This is a genomic window from Pseudomonas sp. URIL14HWK12:I6, assembly GCF_000514195.1.
In the GTDB taxonomy this organism is placed as follows: domain Bacteria; phylum Pseudomonadota; class Gammaproteobacteria; order Pseudomonadales; family Pseudomonadaceae; genus Aquipseudomonas; species Aquipseudomonas putida_A.
This window is the reverse complement of record NZ_AZVL01000003.1, coordinates 211245-236650: the sequence shown is the minus strand read 5'-3', so window position 1 is coordinate 236650 and position 25406 is coordinate 211245. Positions and strand designations below refer to the sequence as shown.

The window sequence follows — 25406 nt, the reverse complement described above, 5'->3', positions numbered from 1 at the left end:
TGCCCACGATTTATGAAACTACGCAAACCCCCTGTGGGAGCGGGCTTGCTCGCGAAGGCATCGTGTCAGCCACCATCACCTTCAATGACCGACCGCATTCGCGAGCAAGCCCGCTCCCACAGGGAATTTTTGGCGTCTGAATGATCTCCGGATATGTCCCGGGTTGGGCCAACCGCCGCACCTGGCCTATGCTGCACCCCATCACTTTCTTTCCCGGTCGATTTCATGGGTCGCACCTTTCTCTACATCCTGCTGCTGATCGCCCTGCCCGCCGCCGCGCAGATCTACAAGTACACCGATGCCAATGGCAACACGGTTTACAGCGATCACTCGCCGGACGGTGTTCAGGCGCAGCCGGTCGAGTTGCCGCCACTCAACCGCGTCGAGCCACAGGCACCGAGCGCGCCAGCGCCTTCAAGCACCGACACACGCCCCGCGGCACGCAGTGCCTACGAGGTGCTGGAGCTGACCGGCCTGCCCAGCGAAGAAGCGCTGCGCGCCAACAACGGCACCTTCACTGTCAATGTGTTGATCAAGCCGCGCCTGCAGGCGCCGCACCAATTAAGGCTGGTGCTGGACGACGCGCCTTACGGCCAGCCGAGCAACGTGCCGATCCTGCAATTGGTGAATGTCGATCGCGGCGAGCATCGTCTCGCGGTGCAGGTGATCGACGGCGAAGCGATCATCCAGCAGAGCCCGGCGGTGGTGTTCACCGTACAGCGGGTGCACAAGCCGTGAGAAATTTCTGGCTGATCCTGTGCCTGTTCGCCCTGCCCGTTTCGGCAGAGGTCTTCACCTATGTCGACGCGCAGGGCAATCGCGTCTACACCGACCAGCCGCGCGGCAACGCCAAGCGCGTGCCTATCGCCACCAGCAATCGCATGTCGGCCAACCCCACGGCTGCAGCACCGATCAGCGCTGTAAAAAAGGTCGCGGAACAACCACCGTTTCACTACGACATGCTGCGCATCCTGATCCCCGAGCCGGATGCGACCCTTCGCAGCAGCGCGGGCGAGGTGATCGTCAGTGTCACCAGCGAACCTGGCTTACAGCAGGGCCATCGCTATCGCCTGCTGATGGACGGCCAGGCCACTGGCGAGCCGGGACTTAGTCCGGTATTCCCGCTGAGCAACATCGACCGCGGCAGTCACAACCTGTCGGTGGAAATCCTTGATGAGCAGGGTCGCACTGTCGAGCGCACCGCCAACCAGCCATTCCACATGCTGCGCATCTCGCTGGCGCAGAAACGCCAGGTCAAACCCTGCGTCAGCGAGGACTACGGCGTGCGCCCGGAATGTCCGCTGAAAGACAAACCCGCCGAAGAAAAAAATCCCTTCCTGCGCTTCTTCTAACGCCATTCAGCTTTACGCACTATATTGGTGCAATAGGCTGCACCGTACCCAGATTCCAACCCATTTTGGTTCGAAACTTCCCGTTCGAGCTGGCATCCTGCCACGCAAACGAGCGTCAAACGCCTGTTTCACGGGTTGAACGCTTCTTTTCGGAGCCTTGGTTTGGTTTTTGCATTTTCCGTTTAACGACGCCTGCTTCTTGCGCACGCTCCGCCCCCAAAAGAGGCTCCGATGACTATTAGCGACGCAATCCACCGTTTGCTGCTCGACAACCTGACCACCGCCACCATCCTGCTCGACGCCGAACTGCGCCTCGAATACATGAACCCGGCGGCCGAGATGCTGCTGGCCATCAGCGGTCAGCGCAGCCATGGGCAGTTCATCAGCGAGTTGTTCACCGAGTCCACCGAGGCGCTCAACTCGCTGCGTCAGGCGGTCGAACAGGCGCACCCTTTCACCAAGCGCGAAGCGATGCTCACCGCCCTCACCGGCCAGACTCTGACCGTGGACTACGCAGTGACACCGATCCTCAGCAACGGCGCGACCATGCTTCTGCTTGAGGTGCACCCGCGTGATCGCCTGCTGCGGATCACCAAGGAAGAGGCGCAACTGTCCAAGCAGGAAACCAGCAAGATGCTGGTGCGTGGTCTCGCTCACGAGATCAAGAACCCGCTCGGCGGCATCCGGGGCGCCGCGCAGTTGCTGGCCCGCGAACTGCCGGAAGACAGCCTGCGCGACTACACCAACGTGATCATTGAAGAGGCCGACCGTCTGCGCAATCTGGTCGACCGCATGCTCGGCTCGAACAAGCTGCCGTCGCTGGCGCTGTGCAACGTCCACGAAGTGCTGGAGCGCGTCTGCCAACTGGTCGAAGCGGAAAGCCAGGGCTGCATCACCTTGGTGCGCGACTACGACCCGAGCATTCCCGACGTATTGATCGACCGCGAACAAATGATTCAGGCCGTACTGAACATCGTGCGCAACGCGATGCAGGCGATCAGCAGCCAGAACGAGCTGCGTCTGGGCCGCATCAGCCTGCGCACCCGGACCATGCGCCAGTTCACCATCGGCCACGTCCGTCATCGCCTGGTGACCAAAATCGAGATCATCGACAACGGCCCGGGGATCCCTGCAGAACTTCAGGAAACCATCTTCTTTCCCATGGTCAGCGGCCGCCCGGACGGTACCGGGCTGGGCCTGGCCATCACCCAGAACATCATCAGCCAGCACCAGGGCCTGATCGAGTGTGACAGCCACCCCGGCCACACCACGTTCTCGATCTTTCTGCCACTGGAACAAGGAGCCACATCGACATGAGCCGTAGTGAAACCGTGTGGATCGTCGATGACGACCGTTCTATCCGTTGGGTTCTGGAAAAAGCCTTGCAGCAGGAAGGCATGACCACGCAGAGCTTCGACAGCGCCGATGGCGTGATGAGTCGTCTGGCCCGTCAGCAGCCTGATGTGATCATTTCCGACATCCGCATGCCGGGCGCCAGTGGCCTTGACCTGCTGGCACGCATCCGCGAACAGCACCCACGGTTGCCAGTGATCATCATGACCGCGCACTCCGACCTGGACAGCGCAGTGGCCTCCTATCAGGGCGGTGCTTTCGAATACTTGCCGAAGCCATTCGACGTTGACGAGGCGGTATCGCTGGTCAAGCGCGCCAATCAGCATGCGCAAGAGCAGCAAGGCCTGGAAGTGGTGCCGGCGCTGACCCGCACCCCGGAAATCATCGGCGAAGCGCCGGCGATGCAGGAGGTGTTTCGCGCCATCGGCCGCTTGAGCCACTCCAACATCACCGTGCTGATCAACGGCGAATCCGGTACCGGTAAAGAACTGGTGGCCCACGCCCTGCACCGCCACAGCCCGCGCGCGGCCTCGCCGTTCATCGCGCTGAACATGGCGGCGATCCCGAAAGACCTGATGGAATCCGAGCTGTTCGGCCACGAGAAAGGTGCGTTCACCGGCGCGGCCAACCTGCGTCGCGGGCGCTTTGAACAGGCGGACGGCGGCACGCTGTTCCTCGACGAAATCGGCGACATGCCGGCCGATACCCAGACCCGTTTGCTGCGGGTGCTGGCCGACGGCGAGTTCTATCGCGTTGGCGGGCATGTGCCGGTCAAGGTCGACGTGCGGATCATTGCCGCGACTCACCAGAATCTGGAAACCCTGGTGCATGCCGGGAAATTCCGTGAGGACTTGTTCCACCGCCTCAACGTGATCCGCATCCACATCCCGCGCCTGTCGGACCGTCGCGAAGACATTCCGACCCTGGCCAAGCACTTCCTCAGCCGCGCCGCGCAAGAACTGGCGGTGGAGCCGAAGCTGCTCAAGAGCGAGACCGAGGAATACCTGAAGAACCTGCCATGGCCGGGCAACGTGCGGCAGCTGGAGAACACCTGCCGCTGGATCACCGTGATGGCCTCCGGGCGCGAAGTGCACATCAGTGACCTGCCGCCGGAACTGCTGAGCCTGCCGCAGGACTCGGCGCCAGTGACCAACTGGGAGCAGGCGCTGCGCCAGTGGGCCGATCAGGCGTTGGCCCGTGGCCAGTCGAGCCTGCTCGACAGCGCGGTGCCGGCGTTCGAGCGGATCATGATCGAGACTGCACTGAAGCACACGGCCGGTCGCCGTCGTGATGCGGCGGTATTGCTCGGCTGGGGGCGTAATACCCTGACGCGCAAGATCAAGGAATTGGGGATGAAAGTGGACGGTGGGGATGATGATGAGGGGGATGAGGGCTGATCAACCACGCCCTCTGTGAGAGTGGGCTTGCTCACGAAAGCGCTATTCATGAAACGTATCAGTGACTGACGCGACGCCTTCGCGAGCAAGCCCGCTCTCACAGTGGCCCGCCGTGCACCAACCTAATGCACTTTGACCCGTGATCGGGCATCGCAGCCGGTGCAAAAACCATTCAGGCAAGACTGAAAAAACCAGCCAATAAAAACACGAAAGCCCCGATTTACGGGGCTTTCGCGCATCTGAATCTTTTTTCTGTTTCGAAATACTAAAACTGGCACGCCGCCTGCAATAACCCTCACAGGTGATTCGATTCACCAACCCTTTCGGGGACCTTGGTACAGGCAGGCCGGGGATTCCCCTCTTTACACCGGGTTCAAAACCGCAACGCGGCGAACCCACCCTTTTGGGATCCTTGGTACAGGCAGGCCGGGGGTTCCCTCTTTACACCGGACCGACGCTCTCAGCGAAGTCCACCCCGTTTTGGGAACCCTGGTACAGGCAGGCCGGGGATTCCCGCTTTTATTGCTCCCGGAGATGGATCTCCAGCCGCCAGCGGTCATCGACCTTGCTGCCGGCCCAGTCCCCCTGCAGCGGCCGCGCCGCCAGCACCGTCAGCAACAGCCCACCGTCACTCAAGCGCGTTCGCCAGTTCACGTCCTTGCCGTTGAGCTTGAGCTGACCCTTTTGCGCCTTGCCCTCTGCCTGAAACAACAGGGCCACGGTGCCATCGATGATTTCACCGTGCAGCTTCGGTTCGTTGTTGAACCACACCACCAGTCCGTCACCGGTCACGTCGACCTGCTGCAGCACGCTGGGGTCCGGCGTGGTCAGGCGACCGATCATCAAGCCTACCATCAAGCCGACAATCGCCAGCGAACCGATCACCCGCGGGAATAGTTTCGAACGCGGGTCGGCTTGCGGCGTAGAATGCGCGTCATCTTTACCTTCGGAGCCGTGCATGTTTCACGTCATCCTTTTTCAACCAGAAATTCCGCCGAACACCGGCAACGTTATCAGGCTGTGCGCCAACAGCGGCTGCCACCTGCATTTGATCGAACCGCTGGGTTTCGAGATGGACGACAAGCGCTTGCGCCGGGCCGGTCTCGACTACCACGAATATGCCACGTTGCAGCGCCACGCCGACCTCGCCAGTTGCCTGGAAAGCCTCGGCAACCCACGGCTGTTCGCGTTCACCACCAAGGGCTCGCGGCCGTTTCACGACGCCGCGTTCGTCCCGGGCGATGCGTTCATCTTCGGCCCGGAAAGCCGTGGCCTGCCGGCGGAAGTGCTCGACGCCCTGCCCGCCGAACAGCGCCTGCGCCTGCCGATGCGTGAAGGCTGCCGCAGCCTGAACCTGTCCAACACCGTGGCGGTGGCCGTGTACGAAGCGTGGCGGCAGAACGACTTCAAATAACACCGGATAACAAATGTGGGAGCGGGCTTGCTCGCGAAGGCGTCGGATCAGATGACATTGATGTCGCCTGACACTGCGCTTTCGCGAGCAAGCCCGCTCCCACATTGGACTTGCGTCGTCGCTCAGATACTTACTGAACGGTCGGCGTCTCGCCAGCTTCCTGCATGCGCTGCAGCTCTTGCGCGTACAGGGCGTCGAAGTTCACCGGCGCCAGCATCAGGGCCGGGAAAGAACCACGGGTCACCAGGCTGTCCAGGGTCTCGCGAGCATACGGGAACAGGATGTTCGGGCAGAACGCACCCAGGGTGTGACTCATCGAAGCCGCGTCGAGGTTCTTGATCAGGAAGATACCGGCCTGTTGCACTTCAGCGATGAAGGCCACTTCGTCGCCGTTTTTCACGGTCACGGACAGGGTCAACACGACTTCGTAGAAATCGCCTTCCAGCTCTTTCTGACGAGTGTTCAGGTCCAGGCCGACGGTCGGGTCCCACTGCTGGCGGAAGATCGCCGGGCTTTTCGGGGCTTCGAAGGACAGATCGCGTACGTAGATGCGCTGCAAGGAGAATTGCGGTGCGGTTTCTTCTTCGCTGGCTGCAGTGTTCTGTTGGTCAGTCATCTCAGATCCTTTCTGATCTTGGGTCTTTTAGGGAGTGCTGTACGTGGGTGCAGCCGTTCAGGCCTTGAGCAGCGCGTCGAGCTTGCCCGCGCGCTCCAGGGCATACAAATCATCACAACCGCCGATGTGCTTTTCGCCGATCCAGATCTGCGGCACGGACGTGCGTCCGGCCTTCTGGCTCATGGCAGCACGAATCTGCGGCTTGCCATCGACCTTGATCTCTTCGAAGGCCACACCTTTGTTCGCGAGCAATTGCTTGGCTCGCATGCAGTAAGGGCAGTAATCGCTGGAGTAGACGATGACTTCGCTCATATCACTTCACCAGCGGCAGGTTGTCGCCTTTCCAGCTGGAGATCCCGCCGGACAGCTTGGCGGCAGTGAAGCCGGACTTCATCAGCTCGCGAGCGTGGGTGCCAGCGGTCTGGCCCAGGGCGTCGACCAGAATGATGGTCTTGGCCTTGTGCTTTTCCAGCTCGCCGGTACGCGCAGCCAGTTTGTCTTGAGGAATGTTGATCGCGCCAACGATATGGCCGGCGGCGTAATCTTTCGCCGGACGGATGTCCACCACCACGCCTGCGTCCTTGTTGACCAGTGCGGTCAGTTCGCCGGTGCTCAGGCTTTTACCGCCGCCCTGCATCGTGTGCGCCAGCAGCAGAGCCAGCAGTACGACGAAGATACCGACAAGAATGTAGTGGTTAGTGGCAAATTCAATCAGGTGAGCAACCATCGAAGGAGGTTCCAGGGCGTTAAAATGTCGGCCAGTATACACAGCCACTATGGTGGGCCAAACCCCGTCCGGCGGTGACGTGGTCGGAACTAAGCATTAAACTCGCCACTCCCTTTTCCATCGCCCTCTTCTTTATTAGCCACGAGTGGATTCCATGACTACCACGCCTAAACCTTTGGTCCTGATGATTCTCGACGGCTTCGGTCACAGTGACAGCCACGAATCCAATGCCGTGTATGCGGCGAAGAAGCCTGTGCTCGATCGTCTGTGGGCCACGGTGCCGAACGGCCTGATCTCGGGCAGCGGCATGGACGTCGGCCTGCCGGACGGCCAAATGGGCAACTCCGAAGTCGGCCACATGAACCTCGGCGCCGGGCGCGTGGTGTATCAGGACTTCACGCGCGTGACCAAAGCGATCCGCGACGGTGAGTTCTTCGACAACCCGACCATCTGCGCTGCCGTGGATAAAGCCGTGGCCGCCGGCAAAGCCGTGCATTTCATGGGTCTGCTGTCCGATGGCGGCGTGCACAGCCACCAGGATCACCTGATCGCCATGGCCGAACTGGCCTTCAAACGCGGCGCCGAGAAAATCTACCTGCACGCCTTCCTCGACGGTCGCGACACGCCACCGAAAAGCGCCGCGTCGTCAATCGAACTGCTCGACGCGACCTTCCAGGCGCTCGGCAAGGGCCGCATCGCCAGCCTCATCGGTCGCTACTTCGCGATGGACCGTGACAACCGTTGGGACCGCGTATCTCAGGCCTACAACCTGATCGTTGACGGCAACGCCGAATTCAACGCTGCCACCGCTCAGGAAGGCCTCGACGCCGCCTACGCCCGTGGCGAGAGCGACGAATTCGTCAAAGCCACCACCATCGGCGAGCCGGTCAAGGTCGAAGACGGCGACGCCGTGGTGTTCATGAACTTCCGCGCCGACCGTGCCCGCGAACTGAGCCGCGTATTTGTCGAAGACGATTTCAAGGAATTCGAGCGCACGCGCCAGCCAAAAGTGCAGTACGTGGGCTTGACCCAATACGCCGCCAGCATCCCGGCCCCGGCGGCTTTCGCTCCGGGCAGCCTGGAAAACGTGCTTGGCGACTATTTGGCGAAAAACGGCAAGACCCAGCTACGCATCGCCGAAACCGAAAAATATGCGCACGTGACCTTCTTCTTCTCCGGCGGCCGCGAAGAGCCGTTCCCGGGTGAAGAGCGCATCCTGATCCCGTCGCCGAAAGTCGCCACCTACGACCTGCAACCGGAAATGAGCGCACCCGAGGTCACCGACCGCATCGTCGACGCCATCGAGCATCAGCGTTACGACGTGATCGTGGTCAACTACGCCAACGGCGACATGGTCGGCCACAGCGGCGTGTTCGACGCTGCGGTAAAAGCCGTGGAATGCCTGGACACCTGCGTCGGGCGCGTCGTCGAGGCGCTGGAAAAGGTTGGCGGCGAAGCGTTGATCACCGCCGACCACGGCAACGTCGAAAAAATGGCCGATGAAGAAACCCACCAGGCGCACACCGCGCACACCACCGAGCCGGTGCCGTTCATTTATGTCGGCAAGCGTGACCTCAAGGTCCGTGAAGGCGGCGTACTGGCGGACGTGGCACCGACCATGCTGATGCTGCTGGGCCTGGAAAAACCGGCGGAAATGACTGGTACCTCGATTCTGGTTTAATTCGCCAGATCAAACACCGCCAAACCCTGTGGGAGCTGGCTTGCCAGCGATAGCAATCTGACAGCCAACAGCTATGTTGAATGTGCGGACGCCATCGCTGGCAAGCCAGCTCCCACAGTGGTTTATGGGGTTTTCGAAATGGAAATGGGCCTCTGCGCCGCTCCAGTTATCACACAAGCCCAATTGGGCGTTTTTTTTGCAGCCTCGGGCGGGCATACTAGGCCGTCCATTACCCTGGTGCCGCCCGCCTCTATGCTCCGCGTCCTGATCGCCCTCGCTCTGACCTGCCTGCTCCAACCGGCCTTCGCTGACGAGCGCGCGCAAACCCAACAGCAGTTGGATGCCACGCGTCAGGACATTGCCGAGCTGAAAAAGCTGCTGGGCAAGCTGCAGGAAGAAAAATCCGGTGTGCAGAAAGAGCTCAAGGGCACTGAAACCGAGATGGGCAAGCTCGAGAAGCAGGTCGATGCCCTGCAGAAAGAGTTGAAAAAAAGCGAATCCGAGCTGCAGCGGCTCGATGCGGAGAAAAAAAAACTCCAGAGCGCGCGCACTGAACAGCAGCGACTGATCGCCATCCAGGCCCGCGCGGCCTACCAGAACGGCCGTCAGGAATACCTCAAGCTGCTGCTCAACCAGCAGAATCCCGAGAAGTTCGCCCGCACCCTCACCTATTACGATTACCTGAGCCAGGCCCGCCTGGAGCAGTTGAAGAACTTCAACGAAACCCTGCGCCAACTGGCCAATGTCGAAAAAGACATCGCCATGCAGCAGGCGCAATTGCTGGTACAGAAAAGCAGCCTCGACACCCAGCGCGACGAACTGGAAAAGGTCCGCAAGGAACGCCAGCAAGTCCTCGCCAAGCTCAACGATGACGTGAAAGCCCGCGACCAGAAACTGGCCGCCCGCGAGCAGGATCAGGCAGACCTGTCTAAAGTCCTTAAAACCATTGAAGAAACCCTGGCCCGTCAGGCCCGTGAGGCAGAAGAAGCGCGGCAGAAAGCGCTGATCGCCCAGCAGGAAGCGGAAAAAAAGCGTTTGCGTGAGGCGCAGGCTGACAACAGCGACGCCCCACGAAAACCCGTCAAATCAACCCCCGGCGCACTGGTGTCCAGCAGCGGCGAGACCTTCGGTGGCCCTTTTGCTGCAACCCGGGGAAAACTTCCGTGGCCGGTTGATGGTCGATTGCTGGCACGCTTCGGCGAAAGCCGTGGCGACGATGCCCGTACCAAGTGGGATGGCGTGATGATCAGCGCCGCTGCCGGCAGCCAAGTGCATGCCGTGCATGGCGGGCGCGTGGTTTTCGCCGACTGGTTGCGTGGCGCCGGGCTGCTGGTGATCCTTGATCACGGCAATGGTTATCTGAGTCTTTACGGTCACAACCAGACACTGCTCAAGTCGGCCGGTGACGTGGTAAAAGCCGGTGAGTCGATCTCCACTGTGGGTAACAGTGGCGGTCAGGACACACCAGCGCTGTATTTCGCAATTCGTCAGCAGGGTCACCCGAGTGATCCGGCGCAATGGTGTCACGCGCAAGGATAAGCGCGTCGCCTAATTCAGGAGTTCGTTCGACATGCTGCATTTGTCCCGCCTTACCTCGCTGGCCCTGACGATCGCCCTGGTGATCGGCGCGCCTCTGGCGTTCGCCGCTCAACCGGCCCCGGCCGTCGCTCCGGCAGGCACTGCCGCGACCGCCAAGGCCCCGTTGCCGCTGGAAGAGTTGCGCACCTTTGCCGAGGTCATGGACCGGATCAAGGCGGCGTATGTCGAGCCGGTGGATGACAAGACTCTGCTGGAAAACGCGATCAAGGGCATGCTCAGCAACCTCGATCCGCACTCCGCGTATCTCGGCCCTGAAGACTTCACCGAACTGCAGGAAAGCACCAGCGGCGAATTCGGCGGCCTGGGCATCGAAGTCGGCTCCGAAGACGGTTTCATCAAGGTCGTCTCGCCGATCGACGACACCCCGGCGTCGAAGGCCGGCATCCAGGCCGGTGACTTCATCGTCAAGATCAACGGTGCGCCAACTCGCGGCCAGACCATGACCGAAGCCGTGGACAAGATGCGCGGCAAGATCGGTCAGAAAATCACCCTGACCCTGGTCCGTGACGGTGGCACGCCGTTCGACGTGACCCTGGCGCGCGCCGTGATTCAGGTGAAGAGCGTCAAGGCACAGCTGCTGGAGTCGGGCTACGGCTACATCCGCATCACCCAGTTCCAGGTCAAGACTGGCGAAGAGGTTTCCAAGGCCCTGGCCAAGCTGCGCAAGGACAACGGCAAAAAGCTCAACGGCATCATCCTCGACCTGCGCAACAACCCGGGCGGCGTGTTGCAGGCGGCAGTGGAAGTGGTCGACCACTTCATCAAGAAAGGCCTGATCGTCTACACCAAAGGCCGGATCGCCAACTCCGAACTGCGCTTCTCCGCCACCGGCAAGGACGAAAGCGAAGCGGTGCCGATGGTCGTGCTGATCAACGGTGGCAGCGCCTCGGCTTCGGAAATCGTCGCCGGCGCCCTGCAGGATCAGAAACGCGCGGTAGTCATGGGCACCACCAGTTTCGGCAAAGGCTCGGTGCAAACCGTGCTGCCGCTGAACAACGACCGCGCGCTGAAGATCACCACCGCGCTGTACTTCACGCCGAACGGCCGCTCGATCCAGGCCCAGGGCATCGTTCCGGACATCGAAGTGCGCAAGGCCAAGATCACCAACGAAGCGGACGGCGATTACTTCAAGGAAGCCGACCTGCAAGGCCACCTGGGCAACGGCAACGGCGGCGCGGACAAGCCGACCGGTTCCGGCACCAAGGCCAAGGCCATGCCGCAGGATGACGATTACCAGTTGGCCCAGGCCCTGAGCCTGCTTAAGGGCTTGAGCATCACGTCCGGCCGTTGAGGATGTCTTTGCGTTTGCTCTTCGTCCTGCTGTGCTGTCTGGCGGGTGCTGCTCACGCAGAACCCGCCAGGACGCCACCGCCAAAAGCCTACCTGACGCTGATCATCGACGACCTGGGGCAGAACCTGCCCCGGGATCGCCGTGTGCTGGCCCTGCCCGGCCCAGTGACCACGGCGATCATGCCCGACACCCCGCACGCCACCGAATTCGCCCGCGAAGCCCATCGCGCCGGCAAGATCGTGATCCTGCACATGCCGATGGATCCGGCCACCGGTCCGTACGCCTGGCACCCCGAACTGCCGATCGAAGAGCTGCAAAAGCGCCTCGACGCCGCGTTCAAAATGGTCCCTTACACCGCGGGCATCAACAACCACATGGGCAGTCGCATGACCGCCCAGCCGGTGGCGATGGCGTGGCTGATGGGCGAGTTGCAGCGTCGGCACAAGTTCTTCGTCGACAGCCGCACCAGCGCCCAGACCGTGGCGGCGCAGCAAGCACAGAAGATCGATCTGGCGAGTGTTTCGCGCGATGTGTTTCTCGATGACGAACGCACCGAAGCCGCCATTTTCAACCAGCTGCAGACGGCGATCAGCCTGGCCCGCAAGCAGGGCTCGGCCGTGATGATCGGCCACCCTTACCCGCAGACGCTGGCGGTGCTGGAACGTGAATTGCCGAAGCTCAAGGCGCAAGGCATCGAGTGGATCGATATCAAGCAGATGATCAGCGTGCGGAGTAACAAAGCGACAGCTGCACACGGGAAAAATGGAATTTATCGTTAAGCTATCAACTGATTAAATTCTCATAAGCCTCTACGTCCAAAATAAGCAGCAATAACTTATAGAACCGACTCAAACCTAACTGTCTTATTCTGCGCCAGTCTTTCACCCATATATTAGCCAAGGACTGGCCATGAACTTTAAATATATCCACCCAAGCTTTTTATTACTGACTGCCTTCTCACTTCCTGCCTGTTCCAGCCCTGTCGATTACGGCAAGGGCGCTGAAAACTTCTCACCGTCGCAACACCTGACTAACAGAGATGGCGAAAATAACCACTGGATGGGAATCGGCGAGTACAAAAGCCGCGAGCACGGTTCCTGCACCGCCTTCCTGATCGACACTAACAGCTCTCGACCGTCCGATTCCGCCTATGCACTGACCAGCGCCCACTGCGTGGGCAAGGAAAACGGGGTCATGCGAATAGATGACCCTATCGAAGCCAGCATTACCTTCAACAACTTCATCGATACGACTGCTGCCTCCAGGACCGTTTCTCTGCAGAAAGTAGCCTGGAGCAGTATTCAGGGTGTCGACCTGGCTCTGTTGGAGCTTGGAGTGTCACAGGGTGAACTTCTGGCTCAGGGCATCACGCCCATGAAACTGGCCCGGCAGGCGCCGGCAGAAGATAGCGACATTCTGATTGTGCACAAACCCGTTGGCTCTCCATTACAAATGTCAGCCTGCACCCACATGCCCTCCCCGGCGATTTTCGAAAAGCCCTGGGTTTGGCGGCATACCGTCAGCAACCAATGCAAAGATATTGCTTCCGGAAGCTCGGGGAGTCCGGTCATCGTTCGAGCGACCAACGAGGTCTATGGCGTCCTTGGGACCTTGGCTCACCATCTGACGCCGCTGCCTGGATACGGTCAGATGCCGAGCGGCAGTTACGGCAGTCCCACCTCGGTTTTCAACAACTGCTTTATCGATGGCAAACTCAATACGGATCCGCAGGTGTGCGAATTATTTCCGGCAGCCTCTATCAGACTGCCTGCCCAACTGCCAACGCATGCAAAGATCAGCGTAACCGCTCAGGGCAACTACGTTTATCCAGAATGGAACTTTGAAATAACCGCCAGCACCCGGTTTATCCGGACCAAACGCACGTCGGACCCGGTCGAATGCGAAGTTCCGCAAGCCTACAGCCAGCCAATCACCACCGGCACTGCGCCGACTCGAATAAATGTTCCGATGGGACCTGAAACCGGGCCTAGCAACCTTTGCATCATCGCCACAAACAGTACTGAGGACATATTACCCGCAGGCACTTATCGCAATGCCGTCACTGTTCCCACTTATCTGGTTGATGCGGGCCCGACGCCTGTTCCGACCATAGAGACTTCGTTTAACAAAGAGATAAACAGGGCGCTGATTCTGTGGCCGGAACGCAAGAACGAGGGTCTTGATCGATACGAGGTAAAAGGCGGCCTTGCTGAAAAAGTCAGTTGCGAAGACCCGCAGGGTTATAGGCATGTGACCTCCAATTGGCTACGCCCGCAAAGCAACTTCCCCCTCAAACTCTGCGTTTACGCTGTCGACCCCAACAATCAGCGCTCAGAATTGAAGGAATACATCCTGGAATGGGAAGCGCTCGAAAACAGCGCCCCCTGAGCTGACCAGTAACGTCGGCCTTGTGCTTCTGCATCAATAGGCAAAACAGGAGCGCAAGGCTGCCCATGGCAAGGAACGGTTTTTTGGAAATAACTGGTCACGACGTCATACATAGTTACCGCCAGAGACCGGTTGCGATTACCGATAGTGAGACCTGCAACAGGTCGCGACTCCCTTGAGTCGCCGTTCAACTATCAGGAGTGACCATGACCATTCATGACCAGGCCGCAGCGCCATCCGGGCAAATCGAACCGATCAGACACGACAATCTGCTGATCCATTTCACCACGGAATTTCACCGGATCTGGGACAGCACCGGCTCGCGGGCTAAACCCGCAGCCTTCTGGCGCCCGACTCCGGCTCCGGATGTATTGCCGGGCTATTTCCCGCTCGGCGACGTGTTCGTCGCCGGGCACGACAACATTAACGGCAGCACCGTGGTAGCTGTGGTTTGTGAAGCCGATGCACCCAGTGCAGATCCGGCCAGGGGCCCGGCATTAAGGCGCCCGGACGATTTCGAGCTGATCTGGAAAGATTCCGGCTCAGGCTCGAAGAAAGACGGGGCCGTATGGCGACCGATCGCCCCGCAAGGCTATGTGGCCATGGGCGCGGTCTGCTCCAATGATCACGAAAAACCTTCACTCAACGCGGTTCGCTGTGTACGCGCCGATCTGGTGATCGCCTCGGACGTTGGCGAACTGATCTGGAATGACAAGGGCAGCGGTGCCAGACAGAGTTTCAGCGCCTGGAGCGTCACGCCGACGAATGCGCCGCCGGGAGAGATTCATTTCGCACCAGGCACCTTTGTTGGGGCAAGCAGTTTCAACCGGCCAGAGAGCAATGTCGGTGCCTATTCACTACGGATGCAGATCGCGCCATTGATCCAGTCATCGCCACAGCTGCCGACGCTCTCCGCAGCGCAAGCCCCAGAAACCAAAGGCGCGGCCACGCTCTCCCAAGTCATCAAGCTGCCATGGTTCGTGGTCAAGGATGACTTGTCGCCAATTGATCAATTACGCACCACGCCTTTTTATCGCCTGGAAAGAACCGACCAGTACTATTTGGTTGGGAGCGGACACAACACAGGCGAGGAAGCACGGGCTTTCAAGTGGACTGCGCAGCGGCTGCAGAATCCGAAGACGCTGCGTCTGTTCACTCAACTTACCGCGATCAGTTTTGTGAGCCCGTGGGCAACGAAGGCAGACGCTCCTCCGTCACTTCCATTCTCGGCAAGACTGGACAGCCAGTTCACTCACAGCGAGACGTCAACCAGTGGCTGGCAGACTCCATTTGTTACCCATGTGATCGCGATGGCTGGCAAAGGCAAATTCGTCGCGGTTTATCAGCTGGAGAGTTTCTACGAGCTGCGTCGTGCTGACGGCTCGCAAGCGGGGATCAATCTGGCTTACACCCAGAACGATAACCTGAGTCTGCTGCAGTATCCGCCGCAAGAATGCACCCACCAGGCAACAGACAAGTCGTTGCCGACGGCTACAGATAGCGCCCCATGATCTCGTCGACAACCCCGTCCTTGCGCATCTGATCCAGCGCCGCCTGCAGCCTGGCGACCGTTGCGTCCGACACATCCTTGTTCAGCGCCAGATATAACTCGGCGCTGTTGAAGCGCAACACGGTCTTGAGTCCAGTGACCCCGTCCTGCCGCGCCAGATAACGCCCGGCAGGATCACCCGTGGCCCACAGGTCTATCTGGCCGTTGACCAGTTTTTTCGCGTTGTCCTGATCGCGCAGCACGACCATAGGCTTCAAGCCCTGTTTGGTCAGCGTCTCGGCAATCGCGTCGCCCTTGTAGGCGCCGATCTTGTATTTGCGCGCATCGTTGAGGGTGTCGAGGGTGATTTTGCTGTCGGCCCTGGCCAACATGATCCAGTCGTCCGGACCGATCGGGCCGACCCATTTGAACAGGTTTTCGCGGTCCGGCAGGCGGGCCATAACGAAGGCGCCGTAACCGGGGTTTTCCAGCGCCAGTTTGTAGACGCGCTCCCATGGGAAGCGCAGCGTCAGGCTATAGGTGAGCCCGGCGCGCTTGAACATTTCGCGGACGATGTCGGCGGCAATGCCGTTGATGTTCTCGCCCTTGGCGAAATTCTTGCCGTCTTTCGCCATGTTGTAGGGCGGAAAGTTTTCGGTGAGGAGCACCAGATCGGTGTCGGGACTGTTTTCGGCCCGCGCCGTGTTGAGCAACAACACAGAGGCACTGGCGAGAACAAGAAGCAGGCGTTTGATCATGTCGGGCTACCGGAATCCATGGCGTGCCCAAGAGTGCCTTGGGTACGCCATGCTGTCCACTGGCCTGTACGGTTTAGCGCATCACGATGCCGCGTTTGGCCATGTACGCTTTCGCTTCCTGCACGGTGTATTCGCCGAAGTGGAAAATACTCGCCGCCAGCACCGCGCTGGCGTGGCCTTCAAGGATGCCGTCGGCCAGATGCTGCAGGTTGCCGACGCCGCCGGAGGCGATCACCGGAATGCCCAGCGCATCGCTGATCGCGCGAGTCACGCCGAGGTCGAAGCCGTTTTTCATGCCGTCCTGATCCATACTGGTCAGCAGGATTTCGCCGGCACCCAGGCCTTCCATCTTCTTCGCCCACTCGACCGCGTCGAGGCCGGTCGGCTTGCGCCCGCCGTGGGTGAAGATTTCCCAGCGCGGGGTTTCGCCCGGGCCGGAGACCTTCTTCGCGTCGATGGCGACGACGATGCACTGCGAGCCGAAATGCTGCGCCGCTTCGCCGACGAATTCCGGATTGAACACCGCTGCGGTGTTGATCGAGACCTTGTCCGCACCGGCGTTGAGCAGGTTGCGGATGTCCTGCACGGTGCGCACGCCACCGCCGACGGTCAGTGGAATGAACACCTGGCTGGCCATGCGCTCGACGGTGTGCAGCGTGGTGTCGCGGCCATCGACGCTGGCGGTGATGTCGAGGAAAGTAATCTCGTCGGCACCCTGCTCGTCATAGCGACGAGCGATTTCCACCGGGTCGCCAGCATCGCGGATGTTCTCGAACTTCACACCTTTGACGACCCGGCCGTTGTCCACGTCCAGGCAAGGGATGATGCGTTTGGCCAGCGCCATGGTCAGTCCTCAGCCTTGGTACGAATCGCAGAAAGCTTGCGCTTCGGCGACGTCGAGGGTGCCTTCGTAGATCGCCCGGCCAGTGATTGCACCGATGATGCCCGGCGCCTTGGCGTCGAGCAGCGACTTGATGTCACCCAGATTGTGGATACCGCCGGAGGCGATCACCGGGATCTTCGTCGCTGCAGCCAGCGCAGCGGTGAACGGTACGTTGCAGCCCTGCATCATGCCGTCTTTGGCGATGTCGGTATAAACGATCGAGGACACGCCGTCGGCTTCAAACTGCCTGGCCAGGTCGATGACCTGCACGGTGCTGATTTCAGCCCAGCCGTCGGTGGCGACGAACCCGTCTTTGGCATCCAGGCCGACAATGATCTTGCCCGGGAACGCGCGGCAGGCCTCAGCGACGAACGCCGGATCTTTAACGGCTTTGGTGCCGATGATCACGTAGCTGACCCCCGCCTTGACGTAGTGCTCGATGGTTTCCAGCGAGCGGATACCGCCACCGATCTGGATCGGGAGGTTCGGGTAGCGCTTGGCGATCGCGGTCACCACTTCGCCGTTGACTGGCTGGCCTTCGAATGCGCCGTTCAGATCGACCAGATGCAGACGGCGGCAACCGCCCTCCACCCACTTGGCAGCCATGCTCACCGGGTCCTCGGAGAACACTGTGGAATCTTCCATGCGGCCCTGGCGCAGACGTACGCAGGCACCGTCCTTGAGATCGATAGCGGGAATAATCAGCATCTGGCAAACCTTCAAATTTGAATGTTCAGCTTGGCTCGGAAATCAGTTTTTCTCGAGCGCCCACAGGTCGCTTTCGATGCTTTCAAACCGCTCTTTGAGGTGGGTCTGCACATCGAAAATCGCCCTGTTGTAATAGTGCGGAGCAATTTCGCGGGTAAACAGCTCAAGAATTTCCGCCGCTTCGAACGAACCCAGGTCAAGTTCGAACCGATCCTCCATGAACCGCTGGATCTTGCGGTTGACCTCGTTCTCCTGTTCGGGAGTGAGGGTCAGGATCGGCGGTTTGGACTTCTTGGCAGCCATTTACCAGCGACCGTCCCACGCGGCGAAGTTCTGCAGCAATTGCAGGCCATGGGTATGGCTCTTCTCCGGGTGGAATTGCACGGCGAAACGCGAGCCTTCGGCCAGCGCGGCAGCGAAATCGACTCCGTAATGACCGCTACCGACTACCTGCCGCGCATTGGCGGCAGCGATGTAGTAGCTGTGCACGAAGTAGAAACGCGCCATGTCCGGAATGTCGTGCCACAGCGGGTGACTGACCTTCTGCTGCACTTCGTTCCAGCCCATGTGCGGGACTTTCAGGTGCTCGCCGTCTTCATGCAGGTCTTTGCCGAAGAACTTCACGGCGCCCGGGAACAGGCCGATGCAGTCGACGCCGTCGTTCTCTTCGCTGCTGTCGAGCAGGGCTTGCATGCCGACGCAGATGCCGAGGAACGGACGATCCTGGCTGACTTCACGCACCAGTGCGTCGAAACCGAGACGACGGATCTCCGCCATGCAATCGCGAATCGCACCAACGCCGGGGAACACCACGCGGTCGGCTTCGCGGATCACGTCGGCATCGCTGGTGATCAGCACCTTGCCGGCGCCAACGTGCTCGAGGGCCTTGGCCACCGAGTGCAGGTTGCCCATGCCGTAGTCGATAACTGCAACCGTCTGCATTACAGAACGCCTTTGGTCGATGGCATTTGCCCGGCCATGCGCTCATCCAGCTCAACGGCCATGCGCAGCGCGCGGCCGAAAGCCTTGAACACGGTTTCGATCTGGTGGTGGGTGTTGGTGCCACGCAGGTTGTCGATGTGCAGGCTGACCAAGGCGTGGTTGACGAAGCCCTGGAAGAATTCCTGGAACAGGTCGACGTCGAAGCCGCCCACGGTGGCGCGGGTGTATGGCACGTGCATCTGCAGGCCTGGACGGCCGGAGAAGTCGATCACCACACGCGACAGCGCTTCATCGAGCGGCACGTAAGCATGACCGTAGCGACGGATGCCTTTCTTGTCGCCGATGGCTTTGGCGAAGGCCTGGCCGAGGGTGATACCGACGTCTTCCACGGTATGGTGGTCGTCGATATGCAGATCGCCCTTGCATTCAATATCCAGGTCGATCAACCCGTGACGGGCGATCTGATCCAGCATGTGCTCAAGAAAAGGAACACCGATATCGAATCGGGCCTTTCCGGTGCCATCAAGGTTGATCGAGGCTTTGATCTGGGTTTCCAGAGTGTCGCGCTCGACAGACGCCTTACGTTCGGCCATCACCAGCTCCGCAAAATCATTGGGCGAAAAAGGCAGCCATTATAGGCACGCGGGGCCGAAACAGAAACACGCGACGTGATATGCCTGACGGATAGAACGCCCGGCTGTCGCGGGTAGACATGTCCATACAAGCCATTACAGGCACCCCGAAAACAACTGTAGGAGTGAGCCTGCTCGCGATGAGGGCGTGACAGCCAACATTTCCGTGACTGTCAGACCGCTATCGCGAGCAGGGCTCACTCCTACAGGGGTACTACGTTTTGTTTAGTGAAACAGTACCGCCGTCTTCTGCAGGGTCACCCACACACCCCACGCCAACGGAATACCCACCACCAGCCATGCAGCGATTGCCAGCGGCTTGCTGCCCGGTGCGGCTTTCCACTCCAGCACGGTGCTCGCATCAGCCCCTTTGTCGTGGCCCAGCGCCTGTTCGGCAGCCAGCTCAGCGTCGGTCATGAAGTACTTGTCAGCCACCGGACGCACCAGCAGGTTGCACAGGAAACCCAGCACCAGCAGGCCGGCGAGGATGTACAGGGTGATGTCGTAAGCGGCAGCGCGTTCAACGCCGATGCTCAACTGATACTCACGCAGGTAGTTCACCAGCACCGGGCCGAGCACGCCGGCGGCGGCCCAGGCAGTCAGCAGACGACCGTGGATCGCACCGACCATTTGCGTGCCGAACAGGTCGGCCAGATACGCCGGAACGGTCGCAAAACCACCGCCGTACATCGACAGGATGATGCAGAACGCCGCCACGAACAGCGCAACGTTGCCCAGATGGCCCATGTTCGGGATCAGCGCGTACAGCGCAAAACCGAGGGCGAAGAACACGAAGTAAGTGTTTTTGCGACCCAGGTAGTCCGAGAACGAAGCCCAGAAGAAGCGGCCACCGATGTTGAACAGGCTCAGCAGACCGGTGAAGCCGGCAGCGATCGCAGCGATCGAAGCCAGTTGCCCGGCGTCCAGTTGACCGAACGGCACGTCGACGCCCAGCAGCTTGCCGCCGAACACTTCCTGCAGCAGTGGCGAGGCCATGCCGAGGATGCCGATACCGGCCGACACGTTCAGGCACAGCACCAGCCACACCAGACGGAACTGCGGGGTTTTCCACGCCACATTCACGTGCACGTGACGGTGGGTGATCATCGCGTTCGACGCTTTCTTCGCTGGAGCGGTCCAGCCTTCAGGCTTCCAGCCGGTTGGCGGCACGCGGTAGGCCAGGGCGCCACCGATCATGAACACGAAGTAGATCGCCGCCATGGCCACGAAGCTTTGCCACACGCCGACACCGGCAGGCGAAGCGAAGTGGCTCATCAGCGCAGTCGCCAACGGTGCACCGACCATCGCGCCGCCACCGAAGCCCATGATCGCCATGCCGGTCGCCATGCCGCGCTTGTCCGGGAACCACTTGATCAGGGTCGAGACCGGCGAAATGTAGCCCAGGCCCAGACCGATACCACCGATCACGCCAGAGCCGATCCACATCAGCCAGATCTGGTGGGTGTAGATACCCAGTGCAGAGATCAGCAGACCGCCGCACCAGCACAGTGCCGACACCACACCGGCCTTGCGTGGCCCGGCGTGTTCCAGCCAGCCACCCCAGATTGCTGCCGAGCAGCCGAGGAAGATGAAGAACAGGGTGTAGATCCAGCCGAGCATGGAGATCGGCCAGTCGCATTGCGAAGAGAAGATCCGAGCGATGAAGCTCATGTCCGGTGCGCAAGCCACCGGAGCCGTGACGCCCAATGCCTTGGACAGCGGCAACCAGAACACCGAGAAACCGTAGGCCATGCCGATGCACAGGTGGATGGCCAGAGCGGCCGGTGGAACCAGCCAGCGGTTGAAACCGGGCTTGGCGATGATGCGTTCCTTGGACAGGAACGCAGGCTGGTCGGCGCGAAGACCGTCCGCCGTGATGCTCGTGCTCATTGTGTATCCCCCAATTATTAGTATGGTTCGCCAGCCACTGCTCACCCTCGGCCTTTATGCACGCAGGCATGACCGTTTTTTCGGGTGAAGCTCCTTGAAGGCGCGACGTTAAGTCGCAGAAGGACGGACGAACCGGCGAAGGTTACCATTTGCACGTGACAGAAAAACCAAACTGATATCACCTTTTTCATGTCATCTGATCTCGTCCCCACAGGAAAAAGCCATGCCGATCGCTGTCCAAGCGCTGAACGATGCCAGTTACCAGGATCAACAGGACCTGCAAAAAATCTATCGTGACGCTCCGCAATGGCTGTTCGCACCGTATTCCGGGGACGCTCAACTGATCGAAAACAGCCTGGCTGACGGCTCTTTGATTGCAGGACGTTTCAACGATCGCCTGCTCGGTGCAGCACGCCTGACAAGGCACGACAAGGTTTGGCACTTGTCACATTTGTGTGTACGAAAAGTCACCCGGCGCCGTGGGGTAGCCGAGAGACTGGTGAACCAAGCACAGAAAATGGCGTCGCAAGCGGGTGCCCAACTGCGCCTGCTGGCACCGGCCGGGCACCTTGAAATCCAGGCGCTGGCCGCCAGATTGCAATTGCCGCTGGACCTCATTGCGACATGACAGCGCCCCGAACCGGGCGGATGCAGCGCTATACTCCCCGGCTAAATTACGAATTCGACTAACTACAAGGACTCGCCCATGAAAGCGTTCGGCAAAATCCTGGGTCTGGTACTTCTCGGGCTGTTGCTGATCATTGTGGCGGCGGGCTTCGCCCTGACCCACCTGTTTGATCCCAACGACTATAAAGACGAGATTCGCCAGATAGCCCGCGACAAGGCCCACATCGAGCTGACGCTCAATGGCGATATCGGCTGGAGCCTGTTCCCGTGGCTCGGCCTGGAACTGCATGAGGCCAGCATCGCCACCCTGATCAACCCGACCGAACCGTATGCCGACCTGCAGATGCTCGGCCTGTCCGTGCGCGTGCTGCCGCTGTTGCGCCGCGAAGTGCAGATGAGCGATGTGCGCGTCGAAGGCCTGAACCTGCGCCTCAAACGCGACAAGAACGGCCACGGCAACTGGGAAGACATCGGCAAGCTGCCACCTCCTGCCACGCCTGCCGGCAGCCCGACGCCTGCCAGCCCGCCTGTTGCAGAGGCCCCCGTCCAGCCGGAAAAACCGCCGCAGCCGATCCGCCTCGACATCGACAGCCTGACCGTCAACAACGCCCGGGTTGAATACACCGACGAGCAAACCGGCAAGCAGTACAGTGCCGAAAGCATCCAGCTGAGCACCGGTGCGGTACACGATTCGACCAACATTCCGCTGAAAGCCACGGCGTTCCTCAGCACCAATCAGCCTGTGCTGCGGGTGCGCACCGAGCTCAACGGCGAGCTGCGCATCGAACGCGCCCTGCAACGTTACAAGTTCGAAGACATGAAACTGTCCGGCGAACTGACCGGCGACCCACTACAAGGCAAGGCCATGACCTTCTCCGCCCAAGGCCAGATTTCCCTGGACAAGGCAGCGAACGTCGCCGAATGGACCGGGATCAAGATCTCCGCCAACCAGTTGCGTGCCCTCGGTGAGCTGAAAGCCAACGACCTCGACAAGACCCCGCAGATCACTGGCGGAATCTCGATCGCCCAGTTCGACCTGGCGAAATTTGTCGATAGCATCGGCCAGACGTTGCCAGCCATGGCGCCCGGCAGCCTGACCAAGGTCGAACTGGTCAGCCGCGTGGCCGCCACGCCAACCAGCGTCGCCTTCGACAACATCAACCTGAAACTCGACGACAGCAGCTTCAGCGGGCGCATTGCCGTGGAAGATTTCGCCAAGCAGTCGCTGCGGGCGATCCTCAAGGCTGACACGTTCGACGTCGACCGCTACCTGCCGCCGAAATCGGAAAAAGCCAAAAACGCCACGCAAGTGCGTCAGGCCGAAGTCGCCAGCACCGAAGCCGATGCCATGGCCGGCGCTGGCAGCACACCGTTGCCGGACAAACCAAGCAAAAGCGCCTGGAGCACCGAGCGTCTGCTGCCGGTCGAGCGTCTGGCCAAACTCGACGTTGATGCCGATCTGAGCTTCGGCCAACTGACCCTCGACAAACTGCCAATCCAGAACGCCGCGCTCAAAGCCACCGGCCAGGGCGGCCTGCTGACGTTGGAAAATCTGCGTGGCGGCCTGTACAACGGCGACTTCGAAGCCAAGGGCACCCTCGACGTACGCCCAAGTGCGCCGGTGCTGAACCTGCAAACCAGGATCAACCGCGTGCCGGCCGAGAAAATCCTCGAAAGCCAGGGCAAGAATCCGCCGGTCAAAGGCCTGGTCACACTGACCAGCAGCCTCACCGGCAGCGGCAACAGCCAGCAGGCGCTGATCGAAACCCTCAACGGCAACGCCAGTTTCGTGATCAACAACGGTGTGCTGCTCAACGCCAACCTTGAACAGCAACTGTGCAAAGGCATCGCCACCCTCAACCGCAAAACCCTCAGCGGCGAGCCACGGGGCAAGGACACGCCGTTCCAGGAACTCAAGGGCAACCTGACCTTCCGCAACGGCATCGCCAGCAACCCGGACCTGAAAGTGCGCATCCCCGGCATGACCGTCAACGGCGATGGCGACATCGACCTGCGGGTGCTGGGCATGGATTACCGCGTCGGCATCATCGTCGAAGGCGACACCAGCGCGATGCCGGATCCGGCCTGTCAGGTCGGCGAGAAATTCGTCGGCATCGAGTGGCCGCTGCGCTGCCGCGGCCCATTGGAACTGGGCGCCAAGGCCTGCCGTGTGGACAACGAACGTCTCGGCCAGGTCGCGACCAAAATGGCCGGTGACAAACTCAGCGAGAAGATCGATGAAAAACTTGGCGACAAGGTCAGCCCGGAATTGAAAAACGCATTGAAGGGGCTGTTCAAGCGATGACAGCGGAGCAGTTTTCCACGGCGGTGCTGGAATGGTTTGACCGCCACGGCCGCCACGATTTGCCTTGGCAGCAAGACATCAATCCGTATCGGGTGTGGGTGTCGGAGATCATGTTGCAGCAGACCCAGGTCAGCACCGTGCTCAATTACTTCGACCGCTTCATGGCCGCGCTGCCAACGGTGCAAGCGCTGGCCGAAGCGCCGGAGGACGAAGTGCTGCATCTGTGGACCGGGCTCGGTTATTACACCCGAGCACGCAACCTGCAGAAGACCGCAAAGATCGTCGTCAGCCAGTACGGCGGCGAATTTCCGCGAGACGTCGAAAAGCTGACGGATTTGCCGGGGATCGGCCTGTCCACCGCCGGCGCCATCGCCAGCATCAGCATGGGCCTGCGCGCGCCGATCCTCGATGGCAACGTCAAACGCGTTCTGGCGCGTTTTACCGCGCAAGAGGGTTACCCGGGGGAACCGAAGGTCGCCAAACAGCTGTGGGCCAACGCAGAGCGTTTCACGCCGCACGATCGGGTCAACGCCTACACCCAGGCGATGATGGATCTCGGTGCCACGCTGTGTACGCGCAGCAAACCGAGCTGCCTTCTGTGCCCGCTGGAAAAGGGCTGCGAGGCGCACATGCTCGGCCTGGAGACGCGCTACCCGATCCCCAAGCCGCGCAAGGCCATCCCGCAAAAACGCACGCTGATGCCGCTGCTGGCCAACGGCGAAGGCGCGATTCTGCTTTATCGCCGCCCGTCCACGGGGCTTTGGGGCGGTTTATGGAGCCTGCCGGAACTCGACGATCTCGACGACCTGCAACATCTGGCCGACCAGCACTCGCTGACCATGGGCGAGCAGCAGGCGCTGCCAAGCCTCATCCACACGTTCAGCCATTTCCAGCTGTCCATTGAACCCTGGCTGGTTCAGGTGCAGGAGGCCGGTCAGCACGTGGCCGAGGCCGACTGGCTCTGGTATAACCTCGCCACCCCGCCGCGCCTGGGCCTTGCCGCCCCGGTCAAAACCTTGCTCGAACGCGCGGCCGCCGTATTGAACGCAGGAGAGTCGTCATGACCCGCACCATCATGTGCCGCAAGTACAAAGAAGAACTGCCCGCGCTGGAACGCGCTCCTTTCCCGGGCGCCAAAGGTCAGGATATTTTTGACCACGTCTCGGCCAAAGCCTGGGCTGACTGGCAGAAACACCAGACCCTGCTGATCAACGAAAAGCGTCTGAACATGATGAACGCCGAAGACCGCAAATATCTGCAGGGCGAAATGGACAAGTACTTCTCCGGCGAGGATTACGCCAAGGCGGAAGGCTACGTTCCGCCTGCGGAGTAAACCCGCAAAATCGGGGGGCGG

Annotated in this window: 26 protein-coding genes; 15 read left to right on the top strand and 11 right to left on the bottom strand. The window is 60.5% G+C overall.

Annotated features, from left to right (window positions below):
* The first annotated feature begins 225 nt into the window (after window positions 1-225).
* The 4 genes from H043_RS0107095 to ntrC all read left to right on the top strand — a co-directional run bounded on the left by H043_RS0107095 (window position 226) and on the right by ntrC (window position 4102).
* Window positions 226-738, top strand: a complete 513-nt coding sequence (locus H043_RS0107095; protein ID WP_027611268.1) for a DUF4124 domain-containing protein — start codon at window positions 226-228, stop codon at window positions 736-738.
* Window positions 735-1352 carry a DUF4124 domain-containing protein gene (locus tag H043_RS0107090; RefSeq protein ID WP_027611267.1) on the top strand — a complete coding sequence of 206 codons (618 nt, stop codon included), beginning with the start codon at window positions 735-737 and terminating at the stop codon, window positions 1350-1352. The genes H043_RS0107095 and H043_RS0107090 overlap by 4 nt, the downstream gene beginning before the upstream one ends.
* A 231-nt stretch (window positions 1353-1583) precedes the next feature.
* Entirely contained in the window at window positions 1584-2669 is a 1086-nt protein-coding gene (gene glnL, locus H043_RS0107085; protein ID WP_007961730.1) for a nitrogen regulation protein NR(II), read from the top strand.
* Entirely contained in the window at window positions 2666-4102 is a 1437-nt protein-coding gene (gene ntrC / locus H043_RS0107080) for a nitrogen regulation protein NR(I) (RefSeq protein ID WP_007961729.1), read from the top strand. Before glnL ends, ntrC begins: the two co-directional genes overlap by 4 nt.
* A gap of 519 nt (window positions 4103-4621) precedes the next feature.
* Here the strand turns inward: ntrC and H043_RS0107075 are convergent.
* The gene (locus H043_RS0107075; protein ID WP_027611266.1) at window positions 4622-5062 is read right to left on the bottom strand and encodes a hypothetical protein; all 441 of its coding nucleotides are present in this window, start codon (window positions 5060-5062) and stop codon (window positions 4622-4624) included.
* Between H043_RS0107075 and trmL the strand changes: the two genes are divergently transcribed.
* Complete coding sequence (trmL, locus tag H043_RS0107070; RefSeq protein WP_027611265.1) at window positions 5061-5516, top strand: tRNA (uridine(34)/cytosine(34)/5-carboxymethylaminomethyluridine(34)-2'-O)-methyltransferase TrmL; 456 nt, start codon at window positions 5061-5063, stop codon at window positions 5514-5516. The two genes, H043_RS0107075 and trmL, sit on opposite strands and share 2 nt — an antisense overlap.
* Before the next feature lie 130 nt (window positions 5517-5646).
* Here the strand turns inward: trmL and secB are convergent, their stop codons facing one another.
* The 3 genes from secB to H043_RS0107055 are packed head-to-tail and all read right to left on the bottom strand — an operon-like array spanning window position 5647 to window position 6859.
* A complete protein-coding gene (secB, locus tag H043_RS0107065) occupies window positions 5647-6132 on the bottom strand; it encodes a protein-export chaperone SecB (protein WP_027611264.1) in 486 nt (161 codons plus the stop codon).
* 57 nt (window positions 6133-6189) lie between these two features.
* On the bottom strand, window positions 6190-6444 hold the full coding sequence (gene grxC / locus H043_RS0107060; protein ID WP_003220774.1) for a glutaredoxin 3: 255 nt from the start codon (window positions 6442-6444) through the stop codon (window positions 6190-6192).
* Between the two features lies 1 nt (window position 6445).
* Complete coding sequence (locus H043_RS0107055) at window positions 6446-6859, bottom strand: rhodanese-like domain-containing protein (protein ID WP_007961724.1); 414 nt, start codon at window positions 6857-6859, stop codon at window positions 6446-6448.
* A 154-nt stretch (window positions 6860-7013) separates the two neighbouring features.
* Between H043_RS0107055 and gpmI the strand changes: the two genes are divergently transcribed.
* From gpmI to H043_RS0107025, 6 genes are all read left to right on the top strand, one after another.
* Window positions 7014-8540 carry a 2,3-bisphosphoglycerate-independent phosphoglycerate mutase gene (gpmI, locus tag H043_RS0107050; protein ID WP_027611263.1) on the top strand — a complete coding sequence of 509 codons (1527 nt, stop codon included), beginning with the start codon at window positions 7014-7016 and terminating at the stop codon, window positions 8538-8540.
* A gap of 252 nt (window positions 8541-8792) precedes the next feature.
* On the top strand, window positions 8793-10079 hold the full coding sequence (locus H043_RS0107045; protein ID WP_027611262.1) for a murein hydrolase activator EnvC: 1287 nt from the start codon (window positions 8793-8795) through the stop codon (window positions 10077-10079).
* A 31-nt stretch (window positions 10080-10110) separates the two neighbouring features.
* Window positions 10111-11430 carry a S41 family peptidase gene (locus H043_RS0107040; protein WP_027611261.1) on the top strand — a complete coding sequence of 440 codons (1320 nt, stop codon included), beginning with the start codon at window positions 10111-10113 and terminating at the stop codon, window positions 11428-11430.
* 2 nt (window positions 11431-11432) lie between these two features.
* The gene (locus tag H043_RS0107035; protein WP_027611260.1) at window positions 11433-12209 is read left to right on the top strand and encodes a divergent polysaccharide deacetylase family protein; all 777 of its coding nucleotides are present in this window, start codon (window positions 11433-11435) and stop codon (window positions 12207-12209) included.
* 130 nt (window positions 12210-12339) lie between these two features.
* Complete coding sequence (locus H043_RS0107030; RefSeq protein ID WP_049827818.1) at window positions 12340-13818, top strand: serine protease; 1479 nt, start codon at window positions 12340-12342, stop codon at window positions 13816-13818.
* A gap of 206 nt (window positions 13819-14024) precedes the next feature.
* Window positions 14025-15329, top strand: coding sequence for a Vps62-related protein (locus tag H043_RS0107025; RefSeq protein ID WP_027611258.1), 1305 nt, complete (start codon window positions 14025-14027; stop codon window positions 15327-15329).
* Here the strand turns inward: H043_RS0107025 and H043_RS0107020 are convergent.
* From H043_RS0107020 to H043_RS0106990, 7 genes are all read right to left on the bottom strand, one after another.
* Window positions 15310-16065 carry an ABC transporter substrate-binding protein gene (locus H043_RS0107020; RefSeq protein ID WP_027611257.1) on the bottom strand — a complete coding sequence of 252 codons (756 nt, stop codon included), beginning with the start codon at window positions 16063-16065 and terminating at the stop codon, window positions 15310-15312. The genes H043_RS0107025 and H043_RS0107020 overlap by 20 nt on opposite strands.
* A gap of 73 nt (window positions 16066-16138) precedes the next feature.
* Window positions 16139-16909 (bottom strand): imidazole glycerol phosphate synthase subunit HisF, encoded by a 771-nt coding sequence (gene hisF, locus H043_RS0107015; protein ID WP_007909211.1) that lies wholly within the window; start codon window positions 16907-16909, stop codon window positions 16139-16141.
* 9 nt (window positions 16910-16918) lie between these two features.
* A complete protein-coding gene (gene hisA, locus H043_RS0107010) occupies window positions 16919-17656 on the bottom strand; it encodes a 1-(5-phosphoribosyl)-5-[(5-phosphoribosylamino)methylideneamino]imidazole-4-carboxamide isomerase (RefSeq protein ID WP_027611256.1) in 738 nt (245 codons plus the stop codon).
* Between the two features lie 42 nt (window positions 17657-17698).
* Window positions 17699-17959 carry a DUF2164 domain-containing protein gene (locus H043_RS0107005; protein ID WP_027611255.1) on the bottom strand — a complete coding sequence of 87 codons (261 nt, stop codon included), beginning with the start codon at window positions 17957-17959 and terminating at the stop codon, window positions 17699-17701.
* Window positions 17960-18598: an imidazole glycerol phosphate synthase subunit HisH gene (gene hisH, locus H043_RS0107000; protein ID WP_027611254.1), complete on the bottom strand. Its 639-nt coding sequence runs from the start codon at window positions 18596-18598 to the stop codon at window positions 17960-17962.
* A complete protein-coding gene (hisB, locus tag H043_RS0106995; protein ID WP_007909204.1) occupies window positions 18598-19191 on the bottom strand; it encodes an imidazoleglycerol-phosphate dehydratase HisB in 594 nt (197 codons plus the stop codon). Before hisB ends, hisH begins: the two co-directional genes overlap by 1 nt.
* Window positions 19192-19455: 264 nt before the next feature.
* Window positions 19456-21120, bottom strand: coding sequence for an OFA family MFS transporter (locus H043_RS0106990; protein ID WP_027611253.1), 1665 nt, complete (start codon window positions 21118-21120; stop codon window positions 19456-19458).
* A 223-nt stretch (window positions 21121-21343) separates the two neighbouring features.
* Between H043_RS0106990 and H043_RS0106985 the strand changes: the two genes are divergently transcribed.
* The 4 genes from H043_RS0106985 to H043_RS0106970 all read left to right on the top strand — a co-directional run bounded on the left by H043_RS0106985 (window position 21344) and on the right by H043_RS0106970 (window position 25385).
* The gene (locus H043_RS0106985; RefSeq protein ID WP_027611252.1) at window positions 21344-21748 is read left to right on the top strand and encodes an acetyl-CoA sensor PanZ family protein; all 405 of its coding nucleotides are present in this window, start codon (window positions 21344-21346) and stop codon (window positions 21746-21748) included.
* Between the two features lie 78 nt (window positions 21749-21826).
* Window positions 21827-24052 (top strand): AsmA family protein, encoded by a 2226-nt coding sequence (locus tag H043_RS0106980; protein WP_027611251.1) that lies wholly within the window; start codon window positions 21827-21829, stop codon window positions 24050-24052.
* A complete protein-coding gene (gene mutY / locus H043_RS0106975; RefSeq protein ID WP_027611250.1) occupies window positions 24049-25116 on the top strand; it encodes an A/G-specific adenine glycosylase in 1068 nt (355 codons plus the stop codon). The genes H043_RS0106980 and mutY overlap by 4 nt, the downstream gene beginning before the upstream one ends.
* Window positions 25113-25385 carry an oxidative damage protection protein gene (locus tag H043_RS0106970; RefSeq protein ID WP_003220737.1) on the top strand — a complete coding sequence of 91 codons (273 nt, stop codon included), beginning with the start codon at window positions 25113-25115 and terminating at the stop codon, window positions 25383-25385. The genes mutY and H043_RS0106970 overlap by 4 nt, the downstream gene beginning before the upstream one ends.
* The last annotated feature ends 21 nt before the right edge of the window (window positions 25386-25406 follow it).

Coding starts and splice junctions, on each gene's coding strand:
- H043_RS0107095 (WP_027611268.1), top strand. CDS start 226: ATGGGTCGCACCTTTCTCTACATCCTGCTGCTGATCGCCCTGCCCGCC.
- glnL (WP_007961730.1), top strand. CDS start 1,584: ATGACTATTAGCGACGCAATCCACCGTTTGCTGCTCGACAACCTGACC.
- ntrC (WP_007961729.1), top strand. CDS start 2,666: ATGAGCCGTAGTGAAACCGTGTGGATCGTCGATGACGACCGTTCTATC.
- trmL (WP_027611265.1), top strand. CDS start 5,061: ATGTTTCACGTCATCCTTTTTCAACCAGAAATTCCGCCGAACACCGGC.
- H043_RS0107075 (WP_027611266.1), bottom strand. CDS start 5,062: ATGCACGGCTCCGAAGGTAAAGATGACGCGCATTCTACGCCGCAAGCC.
- secB (WP_027611264.1), bottom strand. CDS start 6,132: ATGACTGACCAACAGAACACTGCAGCCAGCGAAGAAGAAACCGCACCG.
- grxC (WP_003220774.1), bottom strand. CDS start 6,444: ATGAGCGAAGTCATCGTCTACTCCAGCGATTACTGCCCTTACTGCATG.
- H043_RS0107055 (WP_007961724.1), bottom strand. CDS start 6,859: ATGGTTGCTCACCTGATTGAATTTGCCACTAACCACTACATTCTTGTC.
- gpmI (WP_027611263.1), top strand. CDS start 7,014: ATGACTACCACGCCTAAACCTTTGGTCCTGATGATTCTCGACGGCTTC.
- H043_RS0107045 (WP_027611262.1), top strand. CDS start 8,793: ATGCTCCGCGTCCTGATCGCCCTCGCTCTGACCTGCCTGCTCCAACCG.
- H043_RS0107040 (WP_027611261.1), top strand. CDS start 10,111: ATGCTGCATTTGTCCCGCCTTACCTCGCTGGCCCTGACGATCGCCCTG.
- H043_RS0107035 (WP_027611260.1), top strand. CDS start 11,433: ATGTCTTTGCGTTTGCTCTTCGTCCTGCTGTGCTGTCTGGCGGGTGCT.
- H043_RS0107030 (WP_049827818.1), top strand. CDS start 12,340: ATGAACTTTAAATATATCCACCCAAGCTTTTTATTACTGACTGCCTTC.
- H043_RS0107025 (WP_027611258.1), top strand. CDS start 14,025: ATGACCATTCATGACCAGGCCGCAGCGCCATCCGGGCAAATCGAACCG.
- H043_RS0107020 (WP_027611257.1), bottom strand. CDS start 16,065: ATGATCAAACGCCTGCTTCTTGTTCTCGCCAGTGCCTCTGTGTTGTTG.
- hisF (WP_007909211.1), bottom strand. CDS start 16,909: ATGGCGCTGGCCAAACGCATCATCCCTTGCCTGGACGTGGACAACGGC.
- hisA (WP_027611256.1), bottom strand. CDS start 17,656: ATGCTGATTATTCCCGCTATCGATCTCAAGGACGGTGCCTGCGTACGT.
- H043_RS0107005 (WP_027611255.1), bottom strand. CDS start 17,959: ATGGCTGCCAAGAAGTCCAAACCGCCGATCCTGACCCTCACTCCCGAA.
- hisH (WP_027611254.1), bottom strand. CDS start 18,598: ATGCAGACGGTTGCAGTTATCGACTACGGCATGGGCAACCTGCACTCG.
- hisB (WP_007909204.1), bottom strand. CDS start 19,191: ATGGCCGAACGTAAGGCGTCTGTCGAGCGCGACACTCTGGAAACCCAG.
- H043_RS0106990 (WP_027611253.1), bottom strand. CDS start 21,120: ATGAGCACGAGCATCACGGCGGACGGTCTTCGCGCCGACCAGCCTGCG.
- H043_RS0106985 (WP_027611252.1), top strand. CDS start 21,344: ATGCCGATCGCTGTCCAAGCGCTGAACGATGCCAGTTACCAGGATCAA.
- H043_RS0106980 (WP_027611251.1), top strand. CDS start 21,827: ATGAAAGCGTTCGGCAAAATCCTGGGTCTGGTACTTCTCGGGCTGTTG.
- mutY (WP_027611250.1), top strand. CDS start 24,049: ATGACAGCGGAGCAGTTTTCCACGGCGGTGCTGGAATGGTTTGACCGC.
- H043_RS0106970 (WP_003220737.1), top strand. CDS start 25,113: ATGACCCGCACCATCATGTGCCGCAAGTACAAAGAAGAACTGCCCGCG.